This is a genomic window from Klebsiella sp. K5-306 (assembly GCF_051835185.1).
GTDB classification, from domain to species: domain Bacteria; phylum Pseudomonadota; class Gammaproteobacteria; order Enterobacterales; family Enterobacteriaceae; genus Klebsiella; species Klebsiella oxytoca.
Map to the genome: position 1 here is coordinate 54,689 of NZ_JAIFJY010000013.1, position 23,845 is coordinate 78,533.

At 54.7% G+C, this 23,845-nt stretch carries 19 protein-coding genes and 1 pseudogene; 6 read left to right on the forward strand and 14 right to left on the reverse strand.

Translation table 11 applies throughout. The features are described 5' to 3' along the window. Positions 1-202 precede the first annotated feature (202 nt). Positions 203-1,651 carry an NADP-dependent succinate-semialdehyde dehydrogenase gene (gene gabD / locus K2184_RS19405; RefSeq protein WP_049129209.1) on the reverse strand — a complete coding sequence of 483 codons (1,449 nt, stop codon included), beginning with the start codon at positions 1,649-1,651 and terminating at the stop codon, positions 203-205. Between the two features lie 225 nt (positions 1,652-1,876). On the opposite strand from gabD, the gene K2184_RS19410 reads away from it, so the two are divergent. Then, a complete protein-coding gene (locus tag K2184_RS19410; RefSeq protein ID WP_004099220.1) occupies positions 1,877-2,128 on the forward strand; it encodes a zinc ribbon domain-containing protein in 252 nt (83 codons plus the stop codon). 40 nt (positions 2,129-2,168) lie between these two features. Here the strand turns inward: K2184_RS19410 and foxA are convergent, their stop codons facing one another. The 5 genes from foxA to uxuA form a co-directional block, all read right to left on the reverse strand. After that, entirely contained in the window at positions 2,169-4,277 is a 2,109-nt protein-coding gene (gene foxA / locus K2184_RS19415) for a ferrioxamine B receptor FoxA (RefSeq protein ID WP_016809599.1), read from the reverse strand. A 121-nt stretch (positions 4,278-4,398) separates the two neighbouring features. Then, a complete protein-coding gene (locus K2184_RS19420; protein ID WP_004110814.1) occupies positions 4,399-5,388 on the reverse strand; it encodes a helix-turn-helix transcriptional regulator in 990 nt (329 codons plus the stop codon). Positions 5,389-5,549: 161 nt separating this feature from the next. Next, entirely contained in the window at positions 5,550-6,326 is a 777-nt protein-coding gene (gene uxuR / locus K2184_RS19425) for a Uxu operon transcriptional regulator (RefSeq protein WP_004099223.1), read from the reverse strand. 135 nt (positions 6,327-6,461) lie between these two features. Beyond that, on the reverse strand, positions 6,462-7,937 hold the full coding sequence (locus tag K2184_RS19430; RefSeq protein ID WP_004110817.1) for a fructuronate reductase: 1,476 nt from the start codon (positions 7,935-7,937) through the stop codon (positions 6,462-6,464). A gap of 74 nt (positions 7,938-8,011) precedes the next feature. Next, the gene (gene uxuA, locus K2184_RS19435) at positions 8,012-9,196 is read right to left on the reverse strand and encodes a mannonate dehydratase (protein ID WP_004099225.1); all 1,185 of its coding nucleotides are present in this window, start codon (positions 9,194-9,196) and stop codon (positions 8,012-8,014) included. Between the two features lie 581 nt (positions 9,197-9,777). Here uxuA and K2184_RS19440 point away from each other — a divergent pair. The 4 genes and pseudogenes from K2184_RS19440 (at position 9,778) to K2184_RS19455 (ending at position 12,243) form a co-directional block, all read left to right on the forward strand. Beyond that, the gene (locus K2184_RS19440; RefSeq protein ID WP_004110819.1) at positions 9,778-10,035 is read left to right on the forward strand and encodes a YjhX family toxin; all 258 of its coding nucleotides are present in this window, start codon (positions 9,778-9,780) and stop codon (positions 10,033-10,035) included. Positions 10,036-10,045: 10 nt separating this feature from the next. Next, a complete protein-coding gene (locus tag K2184_RS19445; RefSeq protein WP_163525411.1) occupies positions 10,046-10,597 on the forward strand; it encodes a GNAT family N-acetyltransferase in 552 nt (183 codons plus the stop codon). Between the two features lie 113 nt (positions 10,598-10,710). Further along, positions 10,711-11,139: pseudogene (locus tag K2184_RS19450) on the forward strand (class I SAM-dependent methyltransferase); the annotation flags it as partial. A gap of 339 nt (positions 11,140-11,478) precedes the next feature. After that, positions 11,479-12,243, forward strand: coding sequence for an SAM-dependent methyltransferase (locus tag K2184_RS19455; RefSeq protein ID WP_224261048.1), 765 nt, complete (start codon positions 11,479-11,481; stop codon positions 12,241-12,243). Positions 12,244-12,288: 45 nt separating this feature from the next. Here the strand turns inward: K2184_RS19455 and K2184_RS19460 are convergent, their stop codons facing one another. The 3 genes from K2184_RS19460 to K2184_RS19470 are packed head-to-tail and all read right to left on the reverse strand — an operon-like array spanning position 12,289 to position 15,972. Further along, positions 12,289-13,452, reverse strand: coding sequence for an MFS transporter (locus K2184_RS19460; RefSeq protein WP_024273763.1), 1,164 nt, complete (start codon positions 13,450-13,452; stop codon positions 12,289-12,291). Positions 13,453-13,469: 17 nt separating this feature from the next. Further along, a complete protein-coding gene (locus K2184_RS19465; RefSeq protein ID WP_123830183.1) occupies positions 13,470-14,747 on the reverse strand; it encodes a hypothetical protein in 1,278 nt (425 codons plus the stop codon). Between the two features lie 37 nt (positions 14,748-14,784). Beyond that, on the reverse strand, positions 14,785-15,972 hold the full coding sequence (locus K2184_RS19470) for an ROK family transcriptional regulator (protein WP_224227633.1): 1,188 nt from the start codon (positions 15,970-15,972) through the stop codon (positions 14,785-14,787). A 375-nt stretch (positions 15,973-16,347) separates the two neighbouring features. Between K2184_RS19470 and K2184_RS19475 the strand changes: the two genes are divergently transcribed. Continuing rightward, positions 16,348-17,394 carry a LacI family DNA-binding transcriptional regulator gene (locus K2184_RS19475; protein WP_049128066.1) on the forward strand — a complete coding sequence of 349 codons (1,047 nt, stop codon included), beginning with the start codon at positions 16,348-16,350 and terminating at the stop codon, positions 17,392-17,394. A 42-nt stretch (positions 17,395-17,436) separates the two neighbouring features. Here K2184_RS19475 and K2184_RS19480 read toward each other — a convergent pair whose 3' ends face one another. The 5 genes from K2184_RS19480 to K2184_RS19500 form a co-directional block, all read right to left on the reverse strand. Next, positions 17,437-17,856 carry an RbsD/FucU family protein gene (locus K2184_RS19480; protein ID WP_049128067.1) on the reverse strand — a complete coding sequence of 140 codons (420 nt, stop codon included), beginning with the start codon at positions 17,854-17,856 and terminating at the stop codon, positions 17,437-17,439. 47 nt (positions 17,857-17,903) lie between these two features. Next, the gene (locus tag K2184_RS19485) at positions 17,904-18,668 is read right to left on the reverse strand and encodes an SDR family NAD(P)-dependent oxidoreductase (protein ID WP_049128068.1); all 765 of its coding nucleotides are present in this window, start codon (positions 18,666-18,668) and stop codon (positions 17,904-17,906) included. 118 nt (positions 18,669-18,786) lie between these two features. Continuing rightward, complete coding sequence (locus tag K2184_RS19490) at positions 18,787-20,661, reverse strand: TRAP transporter large permease (RefSeq protein ID WP_024273769.1); 1,875 nt, start codon at positions 20,659-20,661, stop codon at positions 18,787-18,789. Between the two features lie 71 nt (positions 20,662-20,732). Then, on the reverse strand, positions 20,733-21,776 hold the full coding sequence (locus K2184_RS19495; protein ID WP_024273770.1) for a TRAP transporter substrate-binding protein: 1,044 nt from the start codon (positions 21,774-21,776) through the stop codon (positions 20,733-20,735). Positions 21,777-22,472: 696 nt separating this feature from the next. After that, the gene (locus K2184_RS19500) at positions 22,473-23,813 is read right to left on the reverse strand and encodes a carbohydrate porin (RefSeq protein ID WP_024273771.1); all 1,341 of its coding nucleotides are present in this window, start codon (positions 23,811-23,813) and stop codon (positions 22,473-22,475) included. Positions 23,814-23,845 lie beyond the last annotated feature (32 nt).

Sequence of the window (23,845 nt, forward strand, 5' to 3'; positions counted from 1 at the left end):
CCTGCCCGGAATGGATGATTGATAACTTTTTCTTATAGCCAACGTCCTTTTTCGCATTGTTATTAAGCATAATGAATGGCGCTGAGACGGGCAGGATATCGGGATGTCCTCATGAACCCAGCCGCGAAACGTATTTCCAGCTATTACCGAGGGAAATGACCGCTAAATAAGCTGCGCCAGCAGAAGCTGGCGCGAGGGTAGATTAAATCCCAATACACATATATTTGATTTCTAAGTAATCTTCTATGCCATACTTCGAACCTTCGCGACCGAGGCCGGAGGATTTCACGCCGCCGAAGGGAGCCACCTCGGTGGAGATAAGGCCGGTATTAATACCTATAATGCCGTATTCCAGCGCTTCGCCAACGCGAAAGACGCGGCCCAGATCGCGGGCGTAGAAATAAGCCGCCAGGCCGAACTCGGTATCGTTGGCCTGAGCGATAACATCTGCCTCATCTTTAAAGCGGAAGAGCGGGGCGAGGGGCCCAAAGGTCTCTTCTTTCGCTACTTTCGCATCGCTGGGGACGTCCACCAGAATCGTGGGCTGAAAGAAGTTTCCGCCCAGCTCATGGGGTTTCCCGCCGGTAGCCACCCGCGCGCCTTTGTCCAGCGCATCGGCAATATGTTCCTGCACTTTGGCGATCGCTTTCTCGTCAATCAGCGGCCCGATGGTGACGTTCGGCTGCAGGCCATCGCCGATTTGCAGCTTACTGACCGCCTGCTGAAGCTTTTCGGCGAAGCGATCGTAGACGCCATCCTGAATGTACAGGCGGTTGGCGCAGACGCAGGTCTGTCCGGCGTTGCGGAACTTGGAGGCCAACGCGCCTTCGACAGCTTTATCCAGATCGGCGTCATCAAAAACGATAAACGGCGCGTTGCCGCCCAGCTCCAGCGAGATCTTCTTGATATCTTTCGCGCACTGTTCCATCAGCTGGCGACCTATTTCCGTCGAGCCGGTAAAGGAGAGTTTGCGCACCAGCGGGTTACCGGTGAGCTCGTTACCCACTTCGCTGGCCGAACCGGTCACCACGTTAAATACGCCTTCGGGGATCCCGGCGCGGTTAGCGAGCTCCGCCAGCGCCAGCGCGGAGAACGGCGTCTGGCTGGCGGGCTTGAGCACCATCGTGCAGCCTGCGGCCAGCGCCGGGCCCGCCTTACGGGTGATCATTGCCGAGGGGAAATTCCACGGAGTGATAGCGGCGGTTACGCCAATCGGTTGTTTAATCACCAGCAGCCGTTTGTCGGCCTGATGACCGGGAATGGTGTCGCCGTAAATGCGTTTACCCTCTTCGGCAAACCACTCGATAAAGGAGGCGGCGTAGCCGATCTCGCCTTTTGCTTCCGCCAGCGGTTTCCCCTGCTCCAGCGTCATCAGGCGCGCTAAATCGTCCTGATGCTCCATCATTAAATCAAACCAGCGGCGCAGGATAGTGGCGCGCTCCCTGGCGGTAAGGGCGCGCCACGCGGGCAGCGCGCGAGCGGCGGCATCGATCGCCTCGCGAGTTTCCTCGGCGCCCATTTTGGGCACGCTGCCCAGCTGCTGACCGTTGGCGGGGTTAGTAACCCCGAGGGTTTCTCCGCTGCTGGCGTCGCGCCAGCGTCCGTCAATGAATGCCTGCTGGCGAAAAAGGGTAGGGTCGTTAAGTTGCATGATTGCGTCCTGTCTTAATCTGTTTTAAACCGTGGATGCGCCTGAATCAGCTGCGTCAAACACCTGTCCCTGTTTAGTGTAGTCGAACACGTTCAGAGAACCGGGAGCAGTACTGGGTGATACAACAATAACCATAAATAATTTACGGATATTTGAACTGGCAGAACGTTATTGTGCAAACAATGCTGTATTTTTTATGCTCAATTTGCGAGAAAGGAGCGCCCTATGTCACAGCAAGAACGGTTTTGTCAGGCCTGCGGAATGCCGATGTCCGCCGAGGAGGCGAAAAGCGCAAGCGACGATTACTGCGCCTGGTGCTGCGATAGCGAGGGGAAGCTTAAGTCCTGGGAGGATGCCGTTTCCGGCCTGGCTGAGTTCCTCGATTCCTGGCAGAAAGTTGGGCCTGCGGAATCGCGCAAGCGAGCGATGCGCTATTTAACGGCCATGCCCGCGTGGGCTCATAAAGCGGAAGATTAACCTGCAGCCCGGAGCAAAAACTCCGGGCTTTTTAGCGCGATCAGAACTTCCAGGAGACGCTGCCGACGATACTGCGCTCTGCGCCAAAGTAGCAGTAAGAGAGCGAGTTACAGGCGGCAACGTAGCTCTTATCGGTCAGATTATTGACGTTCAGCTGCGCGCTGAGGCCTTTAATCCCGACCTGCGACAGGTCATAGCCAATCGTCATATCCACCAGCGTATAGGACGGCAGAGTGTGCGTATTCAGGCGGTCGCTGGTAATACCGTTGACGTAACGCACGCCGGAACCCAGCGTCAGACCATCCAGCGGGCCGCTTTTCACATCATAGCTCAGCCAGGCGCTGGCCTGGTTGCGCGGGGCGTAAACGGCGCGCTTGCCTTGCTCTTCCGGGCTGCTTTTCTTATAGCGGATGTCGGTGTAGGTATAGGCCGCCTGCAGACGGAGGCTGTCGGTTAGCTGACTGATGGCCTCCAGCTCCACCCCTTTCGACTCAATTTCGCCAATCGAGCGGTACGGATCGGTCGGCTCTTCTTTGGTGGCGATATTGGTCTGATTGATGCGGAATACCGAGGCGCTGAACTGGCTGTTCATTCCTTCTGGCTCATACTTCAGCCCGGCTTCCCACTGCTTGCCTTTCATCGGATCGAGCACGTTGCCGTTTTCGTCGGCGAAGCTGGTGGGCGTAAAGGCGGTAGAGTAGCTGATGTACGGGGCAAACCCGTTGTCGAACAGATACAGCAGGGCGGCACGTGTGCTGAAATTGTTCTTATCCAGATCGCTGCGCGTTTGATTCAGCTTATCGATATTCGACACGCTGACCTGGTCGTAGCGCCCGCCCAGGGTGAAGCGCCAGCGGTCCCAGGACATCTGGTCCTGAAGATAGTAGCCGGTCTGGCGCAGCTTGTGTTTTTCACGGCTGTACATGGTGATGTAATCCGGCTTCGCGCCGTAGACCGGATTAAACGCGTCGATGGCCGGGAATGCGCCATAGTAGCCGGTGGTGTTGTTGCTGCGATCCTGATAGTCAATGCCTATCAGCAGGCGATGGTTCACGGCCCAGGTATCGACGCTGCCGTCGAGCTGGTTATCGAGAGTGATGGCGTTCATCTTTTCGTCCGAGCCGGAGTAACCGCGGTTCAGTTCGGTTTCGTTCAGCCAGCCCGCGGCATAGACCTGATTCAGCTCGACTTTGGTATGCAGGTAGCGCAGCTTCTGCCGCACCGACCAGCCGTTATCAAACATATGCTCGAAATTGTAGCCGACCATATTTTCACGGCGGTCGTACTTGTCGTAATCATCTTCACCTTCGAAGAAGGTGTTAGCAATTTTCTTGCCGTAGTGCGGTACCACGGTACCTTCATAGGGGAGACCCGAGTGGCTGCCGCCCTCCGGATCGCGATGCAGATAGGCCATTAAATCAAGGCGCGTCTGGTCGGTGATGCGCCAGGTCAGGCTGGGCATAATCGCGTAGCGCTGCTCTTTCAAGGTATCAAACTGGGAGTCCGCATAGCGGGTCATGCCGCTTAATCGCGCCGCCACCCGATCGTTATCGTCCAGCGCGCCGGTGACGTCAAACGCCGCCCCGCGCTGGTTGTTATTACCGGCAAACAGCTTGATTTCCCCTCCGGGATCGAAAGAGGGCTTACGCGAGGTGAGGGCGACGATGCCGCCGGGCGAAGAGCGACCATACAGCACCGAGGCCGGGCCGCGCACCACTTCGATATTCTCCAGGAACCACGGATCGACCACCAGTGAGCTATGGGAGTTGGTATCGCCCATCATTTTCAGGCCGTCAAGATAGACGTTATCCAGGCTGCCATCGGAGAAGCCGCGCAGGACGATATAGTCAAAGCGGTTGGAAGCGCCAATCTGGTTGCTATAAACACCGGGGGTGTAGCTCACGGCCTGACGGACGCTGATCGCTCCCTGCTCTTCAAACTGCTCGCGCGTGATGATGGATACCGATTGCGGGGTCTCAATATCCGGCGTGGCAATTTTGGTCGCGCCGCTTTGCATCTGCGAAGTGACGACGATGGTTTCGTTTTTTGTTGTTTCCTGGGCCAGCAGCGGGAAAGCGACGCCGCCGGTCACCCATCCTACCAGTAGCGCCAGGCGAGTTTTCGCAAACATGAACATCTCCAAAGGCATTTCTAATTGTTAATAAGAATTATTACCTTTTTGAGGCGTTCTATAGCTATGCGCAATGCCAGGATGCGTATGCGCGCTGCCAAAGCGGCGAAACAGACTTCGCGAAAAGGTGAAAAATAGATTAGCCCGTCTTTTGCACGTCGCAGGGGGAGATACCGTAGCGTCGACGAAAGGCGGTAGAGAAATTGGTGGCGTGCTGATAGCCCGACATCCAGGCCGCCTGCTGCACGCTGTACCCCTCCAGCAGATAGCCTCTGGCCCGCGCCAGTCGGCAATCGCGCAGATAATCAAAAACCGAACAGCCGTAGGCTTGGCGAAACTTACTGCGCAAGCTGCTGGAGCTCATCGCAGCCCGCTGGGCCAGCTCGTTCAGGGTGTAGTCGTTTTCCGGCGCCTGCTCCAGCAGGCGGCGAACTCTCTCCAGGCGCAGCTGCTCGCCGCCCGCCGGGAGGATCTGCTTCGCGCTTTCATCCTGGCACACGCTCAGACCATGGCCGAACAGCTGCAGGATCAGCCCCTCCAGCATCAGTTGCCGGGAAACGCGGCCCGGCGCGCTCTGCTGGGCATATTGCAGGCCGCTCAGCAGAAAACCCGGTATCTGCCAGATAAGCGTTGGCGTCTGGCATCTTTCCCATTCGCGCATTAATGAAGCAAGCAGTCCGTCGCGCCAGGCGCCGTCCGGGTAGAGTCCAAGGGAGAGCGTGCGGAGCCTGCTGTTGGCATCGTGACGGGCGCACATGGCCTGATGTTCGCTAAGGCGTGAGGTGAACGCCATCCCGGAACGCACAAGGTGCTGCTCGCCGTTGAGAGTCAGGGAAACGCTGCCTTCCAGCACCACCAGCATATAGAGAGGGCTGCTATGGCGGGAGGTGGTTTCATAGGGCTGCAATACGTGAACATCTGAGTGGGTGATGCACATCCCGCAGGGCAGCGTCATCTCTTCCACTTCACCTTGCAGCACCGGGCTGGCGTGCGAGGGCTCCGGCGTTTGCAGCAGCGGAAAGCGATAGTCGATACCATAGCGTTCACCAAACGCCATAAACTCGCTGACGGAGAAGGTTCTTCTCAGCGCCTGGCGGGCCGGCTCGTTCTGCCCAGGAGTATTGTTCATGCGGTTTTCTGCACTGGAGATGAGGCTTCATCGGATGAGGTAACCTTACCATTGTGCGGGCAGGGCGACAATAAAGATGAGAATGATTATCAGTGTTTGCATTGCATGCTGCGGTTACTGCAGAACGGCGCGCGGATAGCTGCTATCCGCGCGCGGGAGAGTCAGGCGTCGGCGTTATCCAACGGCCAGGAGTCAAACAGGTAGCCGTCGAAGTAAATATCATCGACGTTGGAGAACTCCAGCAGACGGCGTTTAACATTTTCCAGATGCTGCCACATGGCGAGTTTTGCCGCCCGGGCGTCTTTTTTGATTAAGGCGGCAAGGATCCGTTTATGATCCACCAGCCACTCCTCACGGTAGTGAGTGTCGCCGAGATGGCGGTGCAGCTGGATCCACATGGGATTATTTTCCCGCCACTGCCATGACTGGCGGAACAGTTCTACCAGCATACTGTTGTGCGTCGCTTCGGCGATGGCCAGATGAAACTGCATATCGCCGCTTTCGGAACCGCCCGGCGCGCTGCTGGCCAGCTCGCGCTCTTCCAGCTGTAAGGCCTGGCGCATTTTGATGATATCTTCCCGGGTTGCCTGCAGGGCGGCAAATTCGGCGATATTGCTTTCCAGCAGTTGGCGGGCCTGCAGCAGCTCAAATGGACCGGCATCATTACAATGCTTCATGTCCGCGCTCTCCACCGCGCCTTCCGCCGCGACGTTATCCAGCACATAGATCCCGGCGCCGCGGCGCACTTCGACCAGCCCTTTAATTTCCAGCATGATCAGCGCTTCGCGAACCACGGTACGGGTTACATCCAGCATCTCGGCGATCTCGCGCTCAGGCGGCAGGCGATCGCCAGGGTTATAGGGCGTCTTGACGATGAGATCGCGAATTAACGCGCCGACTTCCTGATAAGGTCTGTGCTGAGAAGTTTGTGATTTCATGGTGTTAAGTTGTGATATGCAGTAGCCCGGTGGTTGACTATAGCATTTGGCCGGCGGGTTGGCATCACTCTCGGCCCGGAGAGGGAAAACGGGTCAACCAAATTATTGTTCAGTTGACCCGTGAAAGAAGGGAGATTACAGACTGGCGCTAACCGCCGCCACGCACTCGCGGGCGCCGCGCTCGCACAGCTGTTGATACGCCAGGGTAACCGCGTTGACGAAGTCGCCATTGTCCGGCAGATCGTGGGCAAAGATCCCGCTGATGGCCAGCAGCGCGGCGACGCGCTCCGCGCCCTGATAACGCTGATTAATCTGCTGGATCTCCGTTAGCAGCGGGTCGACAACATCAATGGGTTGTCCCTGCTCATCGCTTCCCTGGGTATAGCGCATCCAGCCCGCCACGCCGAGCGCCAGATGGCGCCAGCTGCTGCCGTTTTGCAGATGCAGACGAATTGGGTCAAGCAGGCGCTGCGGCAGCTTCTGGCTACCGTCCATGGCGATCTGCCAGGTGCGGTGACGCAGGGAAGGGTTGCTGAAACGGGCAATCAGCAGCGTGGCGTAGGCCTGAAGATCGGTGCCTTCCGGCATCGAGAGCGTCGGCGCCTGCTCCTGCATCATCAGGGCAAAAGCCGCTTTGCGGTATGCCGGGTTAGTCATGGTGTCGGCGATGGTTTCATAGCCGCCGAGATAGCCGAGATAGGCCAGGAAAGAGTGGCTGCCGTTGAGCATGCGTAGCTTCATCATTTCAAACGGCACGACGTCTTCAACAAACTGCGCGCCGACTTTGTCCCACTCCGGGCGGCCGTTGACGAAGCTATCTTCAATCACCCATTGACGGAACGGTTCACAGGCGATGGCGCACGGATCGTAGACCCCAAGCTGGTCAGCAATCTCCTGTAGGGTTTCAGGCGTTGCCGCGGGCACAATGCGGTCAACCATGGTGCACGGGAAGGTCGCGTGAGCTTCAATCCACGCCGCCAGCGCTGGGTCACGGGCCTGGGCCAGGCCAAGTACCGCCACTTTCGCCACGTGGCCATTCTCGCGAACGTTATCGCAGGACATCACCGTAAAGGCGTTTAGCCCCTCTTCACGGCGCAGGCGCAGCGCTTCGACGATGTAGCCTATAGCGGATTTCGGCGTCGCCGGATGGGCGAGGTCGTGTTGAATCAGCGGATTATTCAGATCGAGCTGACCGCTGGCCGCATCGGTGCAGTAGCCTTTTTCCGTTACCGTCAGCGAAACGATCGCCGTTTGCGGTCGCGTCATGGCGCGCAGAATGCCGTCACAGCCGTCGATTTCCGGATGCAGCGCCTCTTTCATCGAACCGATAATTTTCAGCGCGGTGCTGTCAGCGCCTTTTTCCGCCACGGTATAAAGCAGCTGCTGATTTTTCAGATTCTCAATCAGGAGGCGGTCGTTGCCCGGCATCAGGTTGACTTCGCAGATGCCCCAGTCGCTATCGCTGGTTTCCAGCAGATGATGGGTATAAAGCGCCTGATGCGCGCGGTGAAATGCGCCGCAGCCCAGATGAACGATGCGGGATTCGAGACGAGAACGATCCCATGCAGGGCGCGTAACCGGCAGGTTGCTGTCGGCAATGGTTGCAGTCATAGCAAACTCCAGAGTGGGCCGCAACAGGCGGCCGAAGAGGAAAAGGCGGAGCCTGCTGCTCCGCCGGTCAGGAATTAGCGGCTAAAAAAAGCGCGCTGGATCGCCAGCTCCACGCCGCGGACTTCGGCCAGCCCTTTCAGGCGACCAATTGCGGAATAGCCGGGGTTGGTTTTCTTTTTCAGATCGTCGAGCATCTGGTGGCCGTGGTCAGGACGCATCGGGATAAGATCCTCTTTACCTTCCGCTTTACGGCGGTGCTCTTCTTCGACAATGGCCTTCACCACTTCATACATGTCCACGTCGCCGTGCAGGTGCGCCGCTTCGTGGAACGTTTTCGGGTTCTCTTCACGTAGCGTAGAGCGCAGGTGGGTGAAGTAAATACGCGGACCGAACTGCTTAATCATATCAACCAGGTCGTTGTCGGCGCGTACCCCGTAGGAGCCGGTGCACATGGTAAAGCCGTTCGCCATGCTGTTCACGGTATCGACCATCCACTGCATATCTTCAATCGTTGAGACGATGCGCGGCAGGCCGAGGATCGGACGCGGCGGATCGTCCGGGTGGACCGCCATACGCACGCCAACCTCTTCGGCAACGGGAATGATCGCTTTCAGGAAGACGGCGAAGTTCTCGCGCAGTGCGGCTTTATCGATATCTTTGTAGGTTGCCAGATGCTGGCGGAACTGGTCGAGGGTATATCCTTCTTCCGCGCCCGGCAGACCGGCAATGATGTTACGGGTCAGGCGCGCTTTATCCTCTTCGCTCATGGTGGCGAAGCGCTGATTCGCCTGGGCGACCTCTTCGGCGGTGTAGTCCGCTTCCGCACCCGGACGCTTAAGGATATGCAGCTCAAAGGCGGCAAATTCAATTTGATCGAAACGCAGGGCTTTGGAGCCGTCCGGCAGGACGTATTCCAGGTCGGTACGGGTCCAGTCGAGGACCGGCATAAAGTTGTAGCACACGGTACGAATGCCGCACTGGGCCAGATTGCGTAGGCTCTGCTGATAGTTAGCGATCCACTGCGCGTAGTTGCCGGTATGGGTTTTGATCTCTTCGTGAATCGGTACGCTTTCAACTACCGACCACACCAGCCCGGCTTCTTCCACGATGGCCTTACGCTTGAGGATCTCGTCAACCGTCCACACTTCGCCGTTCGGGATATGGTGCAGGGCGGTGACCACTCCGGTCGCGCCCGCCTGACGGACGTCAGCTAAAGTGACCGGATCGTTAGGGCCATACCAGCGCCATGTCTGTTCCATGCTTAACCTCTTTCACGTTTTGACCTGTTCCAGGCCGCTGCTTTGATGGGAGTGTCGGTTCCGGTCAACCATCGTAACGGAGAGAAACCAGACGATATGGCGTATAAGTTCCTCCAATTGGTCAAACATGTCAACCATAACAGCGAAATTGGTAAACCAAAATGTGATGGAGATTCGCTAATGGCCTGAGTGCTAACCCATCGATATTTTAGACTCGTTGCGTCGCTCGGAGAGATTCTGCTGAAGCTCAGGAGGGCATGAGGCCCCGCGAAGCGGGTCTTTATAAATGGTTAACCAATGGCGTCAACATATCGACCAGATGCGTCAGAAATCCGCTGGGCTTGCAACAGATCACACTTTTTAATTAATACGATTTCCTTATAAAAACTACGTGTTATCATTTCGCTGGTAAATATCTTTTCAACTCTCACCGAGGCTTTGATGCTGGAGAATGTCATCATTAGATAATCAGCTTCCCGACCTTATCAGGCCGGACTGGTTATCGCTGCGCTTAAACTTTACGCGAACACCCGTGGGTGTTGGCTCGTTTTTACGCATGATGATTAACAGGTTTCTTCAGTATGAATCTATCCCGTCAGGAACAACGTACCTTACACGTTCTCGCTAAAGGTGGCCGGATCGCGCATATTCGCGATGCATCAGGCCGCGTAACCTCTGTTGAATGCTACAGCCGCGAAGGGCTCCTGCTCAGCGACTGCACGCTCGCCGTTTTCAAAAAACTCAAAACCAAAAAACTCATTAAGTCCGTCAACGGGCAGCCCTACCGTATCAATACCACCGGGCTGAACAACGTTCGCGCTCAGCTGGACAACCGCTAAGGAGCAACTGATGACAAACCATAACTTCACCTTTCACATCACCTCAGAGCGTGATGCTGATGATATTCGCGAAGTTGAAACCCGGGCCTTCGGCTTTAGCAAAGAGGCCGACCTGGTTGCCGATTTGCTCAACGATGAAAGTGCTCACCCGAGCTTATCTCTGCTGGCCAAACATAATGGAAAAGCCGTTGGGCATATTTTGTTCACCCTGGCGACGTTCAAAGGGGAGTCTGACTCTCCGATGATGCATATCCTTGCCCCCCTGGCGGTGGTGCCGGAATACCAGGGCATGGGTGTTGGCGGATTACTTATCCAAAGCGGTATTGAGCATCTGAAGGCAATGGGGAGCCTGGCGGTATTCGTTCTGGGACATGCCGCTTATTACCCGCGGCATGGCTTTGAACCCTGTGCCGGAGATGAAGGCTATCCGGCGCCTTATCCCATTCCCGAGGAGCATAAAGCCTGCTGGATGCTGCAGCGGCTTTCGTCCCGGCCGCTGGGGATAACCGGTCAGATACAGTGCGCCCGGGCGTTAATGAAACCCGAGCACTGGCGCGAGTAATCAATAAGGAAATGATGATGACAATTAGTACGATTATCAGGGATTCCGCAAACGCAGTTTTGCCGGAGGAGGAGCGCAAAATCCCCTGGGATGAACCGGCGTTTAGCCAGCGTATGCTGGAGAATCATCTGTCGCAGGAGCACGACTGGGCCAGCCGCAGGCTGGCGGTTATTGAACAACAGGTGGCATGGCTTGCCGGGCAGCTGCCCGCCGGCGCGCGCATTCTGGATCTCGGCTGCGGGCCGGGTTTTTATACGCGCCAGCTGGCGGAGCGCGGCTTTTGCTGTACGGGCGTGGATTTTTCTCCGGCGTCGATCGCCTGGGCTCGTCAGCAGGCGCAGGCGGCCAGCCTTGATATTACCTATCACCAGCAGGACGTTCGCCACTACCAGCCGGAAGAGCAGTTCGATTTCATTATGATGACCTTCGGTGAACTGAATGTGTTCAGCGCGGCTGAAACCCGGGCGTTGGTTAATCGCTGCGCGCAGTGGCTGGTGGCGGGAGGAAAACTGCTTATCGAAGTTCATACTTATGCTGAAGTTAAACGGCAGGGGATGGCTGAACCCAGCTGGCAGCGCTGTCCGCAGGGGCTATTTCTGGATGTACCGCACCTGCTGCTGACGGAGCACGCCTGGGATCCCGCTGCGCAAACCAGCGCAACGCGATTTATGGCGATTGAAGAGAACGGCAACGTGACGCGCTTCGGCAGTCAGATGACCGCCTGGCAGGATGACGCCTGGCTCGACCTGCTGCATACGGCAGGTTTTACCTCAATTATCCGCCCGGATGGGGCGGCATGGCCGGTCAGCGATACTTTTACCGACAAGCTGTACGCGCTGCTGGCCGAAAAAAACGAATCTTATTCTCTTACTACCCACTCAATGAAAGGAATACCAACATTGGATATCCCACGTATTTTTACGATTAGTGAAAGCGCTCACCGCATCCATAACCCGTTTACGCCGGAAAAATACGCCACGCTTGGCCGCGTGCTGCGGATGAAGGCCGGAACGCGGATACTTGACCTTGGCAGCGGATCGGGGGAGATGCTCTGTACCTGGGCGCGCGACCACGGTATTAGCGGCGTCGGCGTCGATATGAGCGCGCTGTTCAGCCAGCAGGCTAAGCAGCGGGCAGCAGAGCTCGGGGTTGCCGACCGCGTCACGTTTATCCATCAGGACGCCGCTGGTTATGTGGCCGATGAAAAATGCGACATTGCCGCCTGCGTAGGCGCGACCTGGATTGGCGGCGGCGTAGCCGGGACGATCGAACTGCTGATTAAAAGTCTCAAGCCCGGAGGCATACTGTTGATTGGCGAACCGTACTGGCGCCGGGTTCCGGCAACGGAAGAGGTCGCGCAAGCCTGTGGCGCCTCTTCGCTCGCCGATTTTCTGACGCTTGCCGAACTGGTTTCCTCTTTCGATGCGTCTGGCTATGACCTCGTCGAAATGGTGCTGGCGGACCAGGAAGGCTGGGACCGCTACGAAGCGGCAAAATGGCTCACCATGCGCCGTTGGTTAGAGGACAACCCCGGAGATGAATTTGCGCCAGAAGTTCGGGCTGAGCTGACGATTGCGCCAAAGCGCCATGCGACTTACACGCGTGAATACTTTGGCTGGGGGGTATTTGCGCTGATCAAGCGGTAGTTGAAAGACCCGGCATAGCAGGAAGGCTATGCCGGGGTATCGCGCTTAATGTTGCGGATGTTCTTTAATAAACAACGTCAGCACGAAGAAAATCGCCACGAAAGCAATAATCAAGTTGAAGCCCAGCGAGACGCCGTAAATCTGAGAAACCTGACCAATCAGCCAGCCTGCAAAGGCTCCGCCCATGCCTGAGGCGACATAGATCAGTCCCATCGTTGAGCCGCTTTTATCGGTGAGTTTTGTCGCCACGGCGGAGGCCGTAGGGAACAGTACCGACATCGCGAAACCAAATACCATAAACAGCCAGACAAACTGGCTGGCAAAGTAGCGGCTGGCAATAATGGCAATCAGCGAGAATAGTGAAAACAGGATCAGCGTTTTGCGATCGCCCAACTTCAGATTGATAAACCCGCCAATAAACCGGCCAACGGTGAACAGCATGGCAAAACTGGATATGACGTAGGCCGCCGTCACAATCTTCTCTTCTGCGGTAGCGCCGACGATATCCAGCGAGCTATAGAAGATAGGGAAAAAGTTCAGAAAAGCCGCTTCCGCAGCAACGTAGAACAGGATAAAACCAATCACCAGCATCAGGCGTTTCTGGCCAAGGATATGCATAAAATCAGAGAGCTGCATATCCATCCCCTGCGCTTTTTCCAACCGCAGACTGCTGAGTACCAGAATGATAATCGCAACAATAATGGCAATCCCGACATAGAACAGGCGCCATGAGACATGATGCGAGAAAAGCTGCTGTAAAATCAGCGGAGTGGCGATCATCCCCACGCCGAACATCGCGTTGGAAACGTTGAACATCATGCCGGCTTTTTCTTTGTAGAAGGTCGGGATGACGGTAATGATGGAGACCAGCATCGAGCCGATGCCCAGGCCAACAATCAAATAGAAGCCGAAAAACAGCAGCACGCTGAACGCCAGGCTGGTGCCGACCAGACCAACGGCCATCATCAGCGAGCCAATCAGCATCATGATCTTCAGCCCCTTTTTATCGGTAAAGTAGCCGGTGAGCAGACTGGCGACCAGAAAGCCTATCTGGAAGAACATGATCAACGTGCCTATCTGCCCCATGTTCAGATTGATATCGTGCTGGACCTGCTCAAGAATCAGACCCTTGGTGTTCTGTATGCCGCCAAGAAGGAACATGGTGACGAACAGCAGGAAAAATACTTTCCATTTTTGTTGGTTAGCCATTGTTTTATTTCCCTGTGTTAGCAAGTGGGCTTTTGGTAATGGTGGCCAGCGGCGTCGAAAAGCGACTGTTCCGCCCAGCCGTAGCAGTAATAGAGCAGGTCGTCGCAGTCGCTCTGTTCTGCCGCATCGATGGCTTCCAGTAGCGCCGTCGGGGTCAGGTTCCACATCTGGATGCCGCTGTAAATGAAGGTGCCTGGCTGTGATTTTTCACGCACCAGATTGTTTTGCTGTTTTACAAATTCAATCGGGAAGCCTTCGGCTTTGAACTGTTGATAGCTAATGTTGTAAGGCAGTTTGAACAGGCGCATAAAGGCGCTGAAGGCGCTTTCACGCTGGGCATCATCTTTGGCGAAATGTTCAATGAGTCCCTGCACGTCCGCACCGCCGCCGAGCTTATGGTAGGGGAAGTGCTTGAGTGCTTTAGAATAACGGGTAAGAGACTGATAATCCTGGCCTAAAATCCACGAGTAAGCCGGGGGCCAGAGATCGAGCCACAGTTCGCTGCCGCCAGCATCCCGGTCACTAATGCCGGCCAGCAGATTCTGTACAAAGCGGGAGATGCTATGCTGGCGGAATGCCATCCAGCGCTGCAGAAGTTCATCATTTAATAACGCATCGACGGTCGCATCATACTGGCCGCTGTGCATTTGCGCCGCGAGGGTGGCTAGACGTTGGCGGACCGCATCAGCATTGATGCCTGTCCGGCGCATTTCGCGCTGACAGTGCGGGCAGAAGCAGGTGAACAATCCTCTGGGGCTCACGCTCTTTCCTGCCCAGTCGGGGTAGCGGATGCGGTCGATCAGAAACGTCGAATAACCGTACCGGGCCTTAATCGCGCTGAAGGTGTTGATCCACAGTTCGATGACGTCAGGGCCATTAGGGCATAGCCAGTGTTCAACCGGATTGCCGCGAAAATCGATCACCTGATTGTTTTCGATCTGCCCGGCAAAATCGCCGTTGAGAATATTCACCCAGGGGATCACTTTATAAGGGCCGCGATCGGTGGCCTGCTGCAGATCCCGCAGAGGATCGGCGCCCGCAACAATCGTAGGATCAACGCGCTGGTGCAGACGTAGTGGCGGCATATCGAGTTTGACATGCAGCGTGGCGGTACCTTGCACAAACTCATGTTTTGGATTGTGCGGCAGGCGGCCGGTGGGGTAGGGGTTACGTTCAAAAATGGTGTTAACCTCAACAAAGAGGCTATCGACGCCGTTCATTTTGTTAATACGTTCCAGTACTGAATCGACGCCTTCATCAAGAATATCGTGTGGGTGTAGATGGATCCCGGCCATGAGATGCTCCTTTTTTATTCCGGCTGCTGGTTTGTCTTTAAATAAGCTGCGTGTCGGGCATAAATTGAATCGAGGGATACACCGCATGGAGCGCCAGCATCGCCATTCCATACAGCGGTGCTTTTTCTTTTAAATCGGAAAGCTCAACGGATACCCGGGTATTGGCAAACAGATGCCTGTCGAGATTGGCTTGTACTCTTGGGAGAAAAAGCTCTGCGGATTGGGAAACGCCGCCGGTAAGAATGACTTTCTCAAGGTTGGCTATTGTCACCATATTGAGAATGCCGATGGTTAAGTAGTCCGCCATCTCCTCCAGCAACATGGCGGGTATCGTTTCCCCCTGGGCGGCGGCGATAAGTATTTCATGGGCGTTCATGCTTTGGCCGCTGAGCGCGGACATTCTCTCTTTGAGTCCGGAGCCGGAGCAGTAGTTTTCGAAGCAGCCCTTATTTTTCCAGTTCTGAGTCAGATGGTTGCGTTCGAAGAGCATATAGCCGATCTCACCGGCAGCATTATTGATACCCCGGATAATTTTGCCATCCATCAGCAGCGCCGAGCCCAGGCCGGTGCCGATACCAATAAGTGCGGCGCTATGAACGTGGCGACATTTCCCCTGCCACATTTCGCCAATCAGCGCTGCCCGAATATCATTTTCCAGTACCACCCTGATGTTCAGACGCGCGTTGAGCTCATCGGCAAGCGGAATGTTGTCCCAGTCAGGGAGATTGGGGGAGCCTTCAAGCACCGTTCCGCTACGGTAATCAACGATGCCCGGCGTGGCGATGCCGATGACTTTCAGCTTGTCGCGAGAAATAGGCTGCCGTTCGATAAACGCCTCGATACTGGCGCTGAATCGGTCGAGAAACTCCCGGCGAGTCGTGACCTCATAGGTTGATTCCTGATGCTGGGCCAGAAGCTGCGCATTGAGATTGAAGAGGGAGAAGGTGATTTTCGTTCCGCCTAAGTCAATGCCGATCCCAAGGCCATGGTTGGGATCGAAGTTAACCAGAATCCCTTTGCGCCCGAGACCGCCTTCTTCGCTGACGCCGCTTTCGTAGATAATTTTCTCTTCCAGCAGGTCGCTCACGATTTCAGAAATTGTGGCTTTAGTAATGCCGGTTGCCTTGGCGATCTGAGCGCGAGAAAGAGGAGAGTTCTCACGGATGACGTTGAGGACCACAGAGGCGTTCATTTGTCTTAAGGTGTTGGGAACATTCAGCTTCAAGATGTTATTCCTTTAGTTTGTAAACTAAACTAATTAATCAAAAAAAAGCTTTTTTAGCTTGTTTAAAACACATTAACGCTTTTTATTGCGGCTTATAAAGCGTTATTTTTGATCATATAGTTTGTTTTGTATATTTTATGGGGGCGATCACAAAATGTACTGTACGGCCATTATCGGGAGGCGCCACGGATGGAACCACGCCCTCGGTCATAGGCAGAGACTGATAACGAACACGCTCTGGAAACACCCACGCTATAGCATTGACAGCGTCGCCTGTAACGTTACACTAAACCGTTGTAGTGCATAATTTATAATAAGATGGCAGCGTTGACCGTTATGCCTGATGCCATTCATTCATTGCCGCAAAGGAGAGGTATGGCGAACATTCGTGATGTCGCAAAACACGCTGGCGTTTCCGTGAGCACCGTATCCAACGTGCTAAACGGTCGTACCGATCAAATGCGGGCTGAAACGCTGACGCGCATCCAGCAGAGCATGCAGACGCTGAACTACTTCCCGAATCGCGTGGCGCAGCAGTTGAAGACCGGCCAGGCCAAAATGATTGGCTTGCTGGTTCCCTCCATTGTGAATCCCAGTTTTGCCGCGCTGGCGCGTGAAGTCGATCTGGCGGCGAAAGAACGACAGTACCGGGTACTGATTGGCAACACCTATCGGCAAATCGAAGAAGAAGCAGCCTTTCTTGATGATATGTTCTCCCATGGCGTGCGGGGGATTATCGTCGCCGCTTGCGATATCGAAAAGCCGCATTTTGCCCGCGCGGTAGAGCAGGGCATGGTGATGGTGAACTATGATGGCCGTATGCCTGTGCGGGCACAGGCGGATAATTTTTCCCTCGACAGCGTCTCAATGGACAACATTGCTGCGGGGCGAATGGCCGCAGAACATCTTATCGCGCAGGGGTGTCGTCGTCTGGCGTTTGCCACCGTGGCTGGAATGACGCCGAGCCGCGCTCACAAAATAGAAGGGTTTCTTTGCGCGGTGAAAGAGCAGGGGATATATCGCGATGGGATGATCGTGGAAGGACAGGCGATGGCGGCCTATGGCGACACCGAAATGACCGAACTGGGGCGCTCGCTGGCGTTAAAAATCAGCCAGCAGCCTACGCTCCCGGATGGTATCGTAGCGATTAACGATGCGCTCGGCATCGGGCTGATGACCGGCCTGCACCAGGCCGGAATCACGATACCGCAGCAAATTTCCCTTGTGGGCATCGATAATATCTCCCTTTCCGGGTTGATTTTCCCGGGTCTCACTTCCATCATGCCGCCGCTGAAAACGATGGCAGAGGTGATGGTAGACCGGTTGATTATGCGCATAGATAACCCGTCTATCCCGCCTGCGGAGTTTTTATTCCCGCCATCGCTGGTTTCCCGGCAATCTGTGCGTAGCCCGGAGGCCTGAGCCCGGAGCGGCAGAGAAGAACAGGCTGTTCTTCTCTGCATTTCATACCAGCGTTGGGGCCACGGTCAGAAGAATGTTGGCGAAACGGCGCGTTTCACCAGAAGCGATGACCAGCATGGTGTCCGGCGATTTCGCCTGTAAATAAAATGCATTACGCTCAACATGTTCAAATTCGATGGTTTCTGCCAGCAGGCTACGATACTCACGCTCAATAGTGTTATCGAATTCCGCCGGGCTACTCATCAACGTGGCTTTTTCAACATTTATATACCGGAGAATTTTCTCGAGTATAATTACGCTATCGATCAGCCCCGGTGAAAAATTAAGCCAGATAATACGTGCCTGCGTTGAAGTATTGGTTAAAAAAGAGTAATTAGCGTCGGTGATTAAAATTTTCGCCTTATGCCCGCATTGCGCCAGCGCCTGTAATAAATCAGGATGAATAATCTCTGCGTTGATCATATAGCCTACCTTTTAAAAGCTGGCGGGCATAAATACCCGCCACGTTTTTATGCCCGATAAACTCCACCATTAATATCGATGGTCGCTCCTGAAACAAAACCGTCATATTCGGAGGCGAGGAAGCAAATAACCCTTGCTACATCTTCCGCGGTGCCCGCTCTGCCTAAAGGAATCTCCTGAATTGTCCGATCGGCAGAGGCCTGGGTTGTATGCTGGTTATGAAAACGTGTCCCCAGAATCAGCCCCGGGGCAACGGCATTAACGCGGATGCCGTGTTCGCCCAATTCCGCAGCCAACGAGCGCGTCCAGGTCAGTACGGCTCCCTTGGTGGTGGAATAGACCAGAGATCCAGCATGCCCGCCAGAACGTCCGGCTAAAGAAGCCAGGTTAACGATACTTGCGCCTTCGGAGGCCGCTTTCAGCCAGGGGAGCGCCTGTTGGGTGACGTTCATCATCGTGGTCATATTGACGTCGATGACCGTGCGCCAGAAATGCGGGTCAATCTCTCCCAGCCATTTGCGGGCAATAATACCGCCGACGTTATTGACCAGAATATCAATGCCGCCCAAAAATTCTGCCGCCTCCGCCACGCAGCGTGCGGCATCGTCCTCATTGGTTAAATCAGCGAAACCGCAGGCCGCGCGAGCTCCCCGCTGTTCGGCAAATGCAATTAATTCCCTGGGGCCTTCCTCGCCGCTGAAATAATGTATATAAATATCACATCCGGCCTCGATCAGTTTTTTCGCGCTTTCTTTACCAATACCTTGTTCTGCGCCGGTAATAAACGCTTTTTTACCCGTTAATAATCCCATCGTATACTCCTGTTATTCAGTGTGAGACGGCGCCAGCTTATTATCTGGCACAGTGTTAGCGTTTTCTTCGCGTGGTTATCCCTGCCAGCTGAACGAGGCAAATAGCAGGGTTTAATAACTAATAGCCGGCGAGTCCTGGCAACCAGGTGGTTAAAGGGGGAGCCATGGCGACAATAATGATGCCGACAAAAACCACCGCCAGATATTTCGCCATGGGTTTAATCACGTGCTTCATCTCTACGCCGCAAATAGCGCAGGTGGTATATAATCCCAGACCGATCGGGGGGGAAAACAGGCCAAAACCCATCGCCATGATCATCACGATGCCAAAGTGCAAGGGATTAAAGCCAAGCTGAATGGCAATAGGCACCAGGATAGGAGCGAAAATAATCAGCGCAGGCGCGCCTTCGAGAACCGCGCCAAAGATTATCAAAATCACGATGGTTAATATCAGGAACAGCCAGGCACCTTGCTCCATACCAATTCCGACCAGCAGTTCAGCGATCTGCTGGGGGATCATTTGTATCGTCAGGGCATAGGACAAGCTGGTCGCGCAGGCCACGATGAACAGCAAAACACCCGACATCGCCGCAATATCCACGAACATTTTTATCGTCGCTTTCAGCGTCAGCTCACGAAACGCCAGTCGGCCCACCACAATGGCGTAGATGACGGCAAAAGCTGAAATTTCCGTTGATGTGGCAATCCCCATCATCACTCCACGGCCAATCATGAAGATCATAACCAGACCGACGGCGGCGCCAAGATAAAGCTGGGTTCGCGGGCGCAATTCCGGGTACGCTTCGCTGACGTTGATTTTCCCGCCGAAGCGGTTGGCGGCCACCATTAACAGCACCAACAGGCAGGCTGCCGGCACCAGACCGGCGATAAACAGCGCGCCGATAGAGATATTGGCGACGAACCCCATCACAATCAGGTTCACGCAGGGTGGAATGGTTTCTGCCATTACCGCAGATGCGGCAAAGACCCCGGCGGCCTCTTCGCCGTCTTGTTTCGCCCGGCGCACCGCAGGCATTAACACGCCGCCTACTGCCGCCACATCCGCCAGCTTTGAACCCGAGATGCCGGAAAAGAAGGCCATCGACAGTACGGTTGTCATATTCAGGCCGCCGCGAAATCGTCCCATGCCACGCACAATAAGCTCCACCAGACGCGTTGACATGCCGTTGATTTCCATCGCCGCACCGGCAAGTAAGAAGAAGGGAATTGCCAGCAGGACAAAGTGATCAACCCCAGCCGCGACCTGTTGAGAAAAGAAAACAAACGGCAGGGAAGGGTCGCAGATAAAAAATACCATTGCCGACATGCCGAGCGTGAAGGCAATGGGCACGCCGGCGAGGATGCCCATGACAAAGCAAATCAGCATGAGTCCGGCAGCCGCGCTGGCCGGATCGGCCATCAGCGAGAGTTTCAGATAACCCAGTGCCGCTAGCGCCAGGATCCCCGCACCGCTGAGCAGAACGATCTTTGCTCGTTCGCGTAGGGCATGTTCCAGCGCAGCCACCATCATCACCACGGAGCCGATCAGGACCGGGATCACATAGATGGTTTGCGGTAGGCCCGTTTCGGTGGTTTGTAGCCGCGCAGCCTGGACGAGATCGTAGCTGGAGATGACCAGGCCGACGGAGACCAGGAACAGGATCCAGCGACTGGCATGCACGACATACGGTCTAATGGCATCAGGTAGAAAGCGCAGGAAAAGATCGACGCCAATATGTCCTCCTCTGCCCGTTGAGGTAGCGACACCAAAAAAGACCAGCGCTATCATCAGCGCGCGCGCCACCTCTTCTGCCCAATGAATGGGCGAATGCAGCGCGTAACGCCAGATAACGGAAGCAAATACCACCAGGACGTTGATAAATAACACCAGCGCTCCGGCCCAGGAGGTGAAGCAGGTTAAGCATTTGCTTAGCTGCCCCAACAGCGTCAACAAAGTATTTTCATCCTTTTTTTTCATAGAGATATCAGCCATGATGAACTCCTCACAGGGTTTATAGCTTTATCGTCAGCCTGGTTGAACCGCGTGGGCCGACGCTCTCCGGCTTAGGGTTTAGCGCTCGACGCCGTAGCGCTGAACTCATCCATCATCGGTTTTAAATCAGGATATTTATCAAGGAAGGTTTTCCACACGGGCTGTACGGCCTGCGCAAAGTAAGCGCGATCGGTTTCCCGAAAGGTCACTCCTTTAGCCTCGAGGTTTTTAATTGCCTCAAGCTCTTTTTGACTGGCCTGCTGACGTTCGTACTCGGTGGCTTCTTTTGCCGCGGCCAGTACGTCTGCGCGTAAGGGTTGCGGAATTTGCTCGAAGCTTTTCTTGTTCATGGCAATCATCAGCGGGTTATAGCTGTGGCGAGTCAGCGTACCGTTTTTGATAATTTCATAGTATTTGCTGGCGTAGATGGTTGGGGCATCGTGTTCCACTCCGTCGATAACGCCCATTTGCAGGCTGGAATAGACTTCCCCGCCCGGCATAGGAATGGCAACGGCACCCATGTGATTTAGCGTGGCGATAAAGTTGGGAACCGGCAGCACGCGGATTTTCAGATTTTTTAAATCCGCCGGTTTTTCAATCGTCTTTTTGGTATACACGTTACGTGCGCCGAGGTTATAGCCATAGCCCAGTACCATAACGTTTGCTTTATCCATCATCAGGCTGGAAAGCTTTTCGCCGACTTTGCCATCCAGCGCTTTTCCCACCTGATCGTAATCTTTGAACAGATACCCCAAATCCAGTACGCCAATTTCGGGTACCAGCGTCGCCCAGATTGAAGTGCCTGAAATCATCATGTTAATGGCGCCGATACGCACCTGCTGAGTAGCATCAGCCTCTTTTCCGAGCATCGCGTTTGCGAAGTAATTGAGCTTGATCTGGCCTTTTAACTTCTCGTTTTTATTGATATTTTCCTGGAAACGATTGAACCAAATATAGTGGGCGGAGGAATCATCAGCCGGCAAAGAAGAGTACACACGAAAATTGATGGCGGCCTGTGCTGAAGCGGTCAGTACACTACCTGCTATGAGCGCGGTACCGAGGCAAGCGAGTGCCAGAAAGCGCCTGGCGGAACGAAACGGTTTTGTTTTCATCATGATAATCCTTCTCACAGTGTAGGGGTCGCGATAAGGTTCTCTGGCATGGCTGAGTCAGCCAGTAGGGTTAACGAAAAATGGTTGTTTTCTTTTTCTGTAACGTTTTAGTGTAACGTTACAGACGCTATCTGACTCATTCTGCAAATGCAAGATGCTTGCTTTATCATTGGGAGTGATATGTGAATTTTGTGGCGGGTATCGCTAATTTTTTGGGGCGTGTTACAAAATGGAAACGAGGCTTTCGCTGTTTAGTCACTGTTTAGTTGAGCTGGCCTGCTATAGATATGCACGGGTCGACGGCAGCACCTGACAAGCAGTCGATGCGCAGCGCCGCGCGAGAAGCCTTTGCCTGATCTATCCTTCCATGCTTTGTAAGATATCCACTTGATTATGTGGGAAAATTATTCTGATTCGTAAAACAACCTAATTTCTCGCTGCTATCCTATGAGATTTAAAAAGTCAGGAAGACGTTTAACTTCGTCCTTCGATATTCAGTAGAAATCTGATCGTCTGGCTCAATTTGCATCCAGAGAAAAAGGAGTGCGATGATTTCTCATCTCACTCCGTATTTATTTGGCCATCCCGTCGGACCGGGACCCAATACCTGGCGCTTAAACTTGATAAAGTAAGCCCATATTTTGGATGTTCACCATCGTCGCTCATTCTGATTAGACCTGACGGTAGCGGTCCGTTTTATCAGAATTTGATGGTTACCTGATTGCCGAGCACCCAGGCGTTTTTAATCTCTTCGCTTCCTCCCGGATGAACGAGCAGCTGCAGGTTAGGGCGGACGCTCAGCCATGGCGTCGCGCGAAAGCTATAATGCAGCTCTGCGGCATACTCGGCTCTGCGAACCGGGACATACAGGGGGTTATCATAATCATCTATCCCCCGCATCTGGTTCAGGAGCTGCGCCCGACGGGCGACCCTGTCGTTGGCGTGCATTTTACTGACGCCGAAGCTGATAAAGTCCTGCGGACGGCTGGCGAAAGGGCCTTTATAAATAGCCCCCGCCTGGATCTGATAATCCATGGTCGCCGTCTTTTTATCATTTATTGCCAGATGGCCGAAAAGGCTCAGGCCATTTTGGCGCTGGCTGCTCGAGGGGGTTATCTGCTGGCCAATATAGAGATAACCTCCGTAACGCCCTCCGTGTCGCCGGGCGGCCTGCTGCGTGAGGACATAGGGATCGCCATTGTCGTCATCCAGCACATCATTGGCGTCCGCCGTGTTATACCATCCGCCGAGTTTCCAGCTTCCGGGGAGTTTTGCCGCGCCGAGAGTAGGTCGATATCCCAGTTCAAAAAGGTACATGTACCCCAGATGCCCGGTACCATCCAGCTGGAAGCTTCCGTGGCGGGTGGCGTAGGCAGGGTTGTACTGAAACGCGCCGGCCTGGACGTAAAGCGCCGGGGCAGGGCTGTATTTAATACGGCCGCCCCACTGGCCTATGGGGGTGTTATACCAGACGCCGCTGCCGTGGCCGGCTAAAGAGCCGCACAGCGACAGGTTTTGAAAAAAGCAGCCGTTGTTATCAAAATCCTCTCCCGGCGGCATCAGGCCCACCTTGAGATCCAGCTTTTTATCCCACCCGGTTTTTTTGAACCAAAACTGCGTCGCGTGCCATGTTTGCCCCCGACCGTAGTTGCTCTGAACGCCGGAGCCTATTACCGGCGCACGCGGATCCTGCAGGCGATCCTGAGTCAGGTCTCGCCCGTTACGATTATTCACCGAGGCTTTAAATTCACCGTCCTGAATACCAAAAACCTTTTCCAGGTCCATATCTATGCCGAGAATATACTGGTCGCTATAGCGCAGAGTTTTATCGCGATCGTAACCGCCGGACATATTTGTGGCCGTCATTGCGCTATATTCCAGCGTAAAATCATAACCATGACGGCGCAGATCCGTACGCACGCCTCCCCACTCTCCGGTCATATTTTTTGCCGTGGGAGAAAAAAGCGTCTCGTTGGCCAGCGCCAGAAAAGGATGTAGTAAAGCCAGCAGCATCGTGCCGCTGTGGATGAGTTTATTCATGTTTTTCACCGCCCGTTGATGAGCCAGGTCTA

Excerpts from the sequence above, each read along its gene's own strand:
- gabD (WP_049129209.1), bottom strand. The coding sequence starts at position 1,651 with ATGCAACTTAACGACCCTACCCTTTTTCGCCAGCAGGCATTCATTGAC.
- K2184_RS19410 (WP_004099220.1), top strand. The coding sequence starts at position 1,877 with ATGTCACAGCAAGAACGGTTTTGTCAGGCCTGCGGAATGCCGATGTCC.
- foxA (WP_016809599.1), bottom strand. The coding sequence starts at position 4,277 with ATGCCTTTGGAGATGTTCATGTTTGCGAAAACTCGCCTGGCGCTACTG.
- K2184_RS19420 (WP_004110814.1), bottom strand. The coding sequence starts at position 5,388 with ATGAACAATACTCCTGGGCAGAACGAGCCGGCCCGCCAGGCGCTGAGA.
- uxuR (WP_004099223.1), bottom strand. The coding sequence starts at position 6,326 with ATGAAATCACAAACTTCTCAGCACAGACCTTATCAGGAAGTCGGCGCG.
- K2184_RS19430 (WP_004110817.1), bottom strand. The coding sequence starts at position 7,937 with ATGACTGCAACCATTGCCGACAGCAACCTGCCGGTTACGCGCCCTGCA.
- uxuA (WP_004099225.1), bottom strand. The coding sequence starts at position 9,196 with ATGGAACAGACATGGCGCTGGTATGGCCCTAACGATCCGGTCACTTTA.
- K2184_RS19440 (WP_004110819.1), top strand. The coding sequence starts at position 9,778 with ATGAATCTATCCCGTCAGGAACAACGTACCTTACACGTTCTCGCTAAA.
- K2184_RS19445 (WP_163525411.1), top strand. The coding sequence starts at position 10,046 with ATGACAAACCATAACTTCACCTTTCACATCACCTCAGAGCGTGATGCT.
- K2184_RS19455 (WP_224261048.1), top strand. The coding sequence starts at position 11,479 with ATGAAAGGAATACCAACATTGGATATCCCACGTATTTTTACGATTAGT.
- K2184_RS19460 (WP_024273763.1), bottom strand. The coding sequence starts at position 13,452 with ATGGCTAACCAACAAAAATGGAAAGTATTTTTCCTGCTGTTCGTCACC.
- K2184_RS19465 (WP_123830183.1), bottom strand. The coding sequence starts at position 14,747 with ATGGCCGGGATCCATCTACACCCACACGATATTCTTGATGAAGGCGTC.
- K2184_RS19475 (WP_049128066.1), top strand. The coding sequence starts at position 16,348 with ATGGCGAACATTCGTGATGTCGCAAAACACGCTGGCGTTTCCGTGAGC.
- K2184_RS19480 (WP_049128067.1), bottom strand. The coding sequence starts at position 17,856 with ATGATCAACGCAGAGATTATTCATCCTGATTTATTACAGGCGCTGGCG.
- K2184_RS19485 (WP_049128068.1), bottom strand. The coding sequence starts at position 18,668 with ATGGGATTATTAACGGGTAAAAAAGCGTTTATTACCGGCGCAGAACAA.
- K2184_RS19490 (WP_024273769.1), bottom strand. The coding sequence starts at position 20,661 with ATGGCTGATATCTCTATGAAAAAAAAGGATGAAAATACTTTGTTGACG.
- K2184_RS19495 (WP_024273770.1), bottom strand. The coding sequence starts at position 21,776 with ATGATGAAAACAAAACCGTTTCGTTCCGCCAGGCGCTTTCTGGCACTC.
- K2184_RS19500 (WP_024273771.1), bottom strand. The coding sequence starts at position 23,813 with ATGAATAAACTCATCCACAGCGGCACGATGCTGCTGGCTTTACTACAT.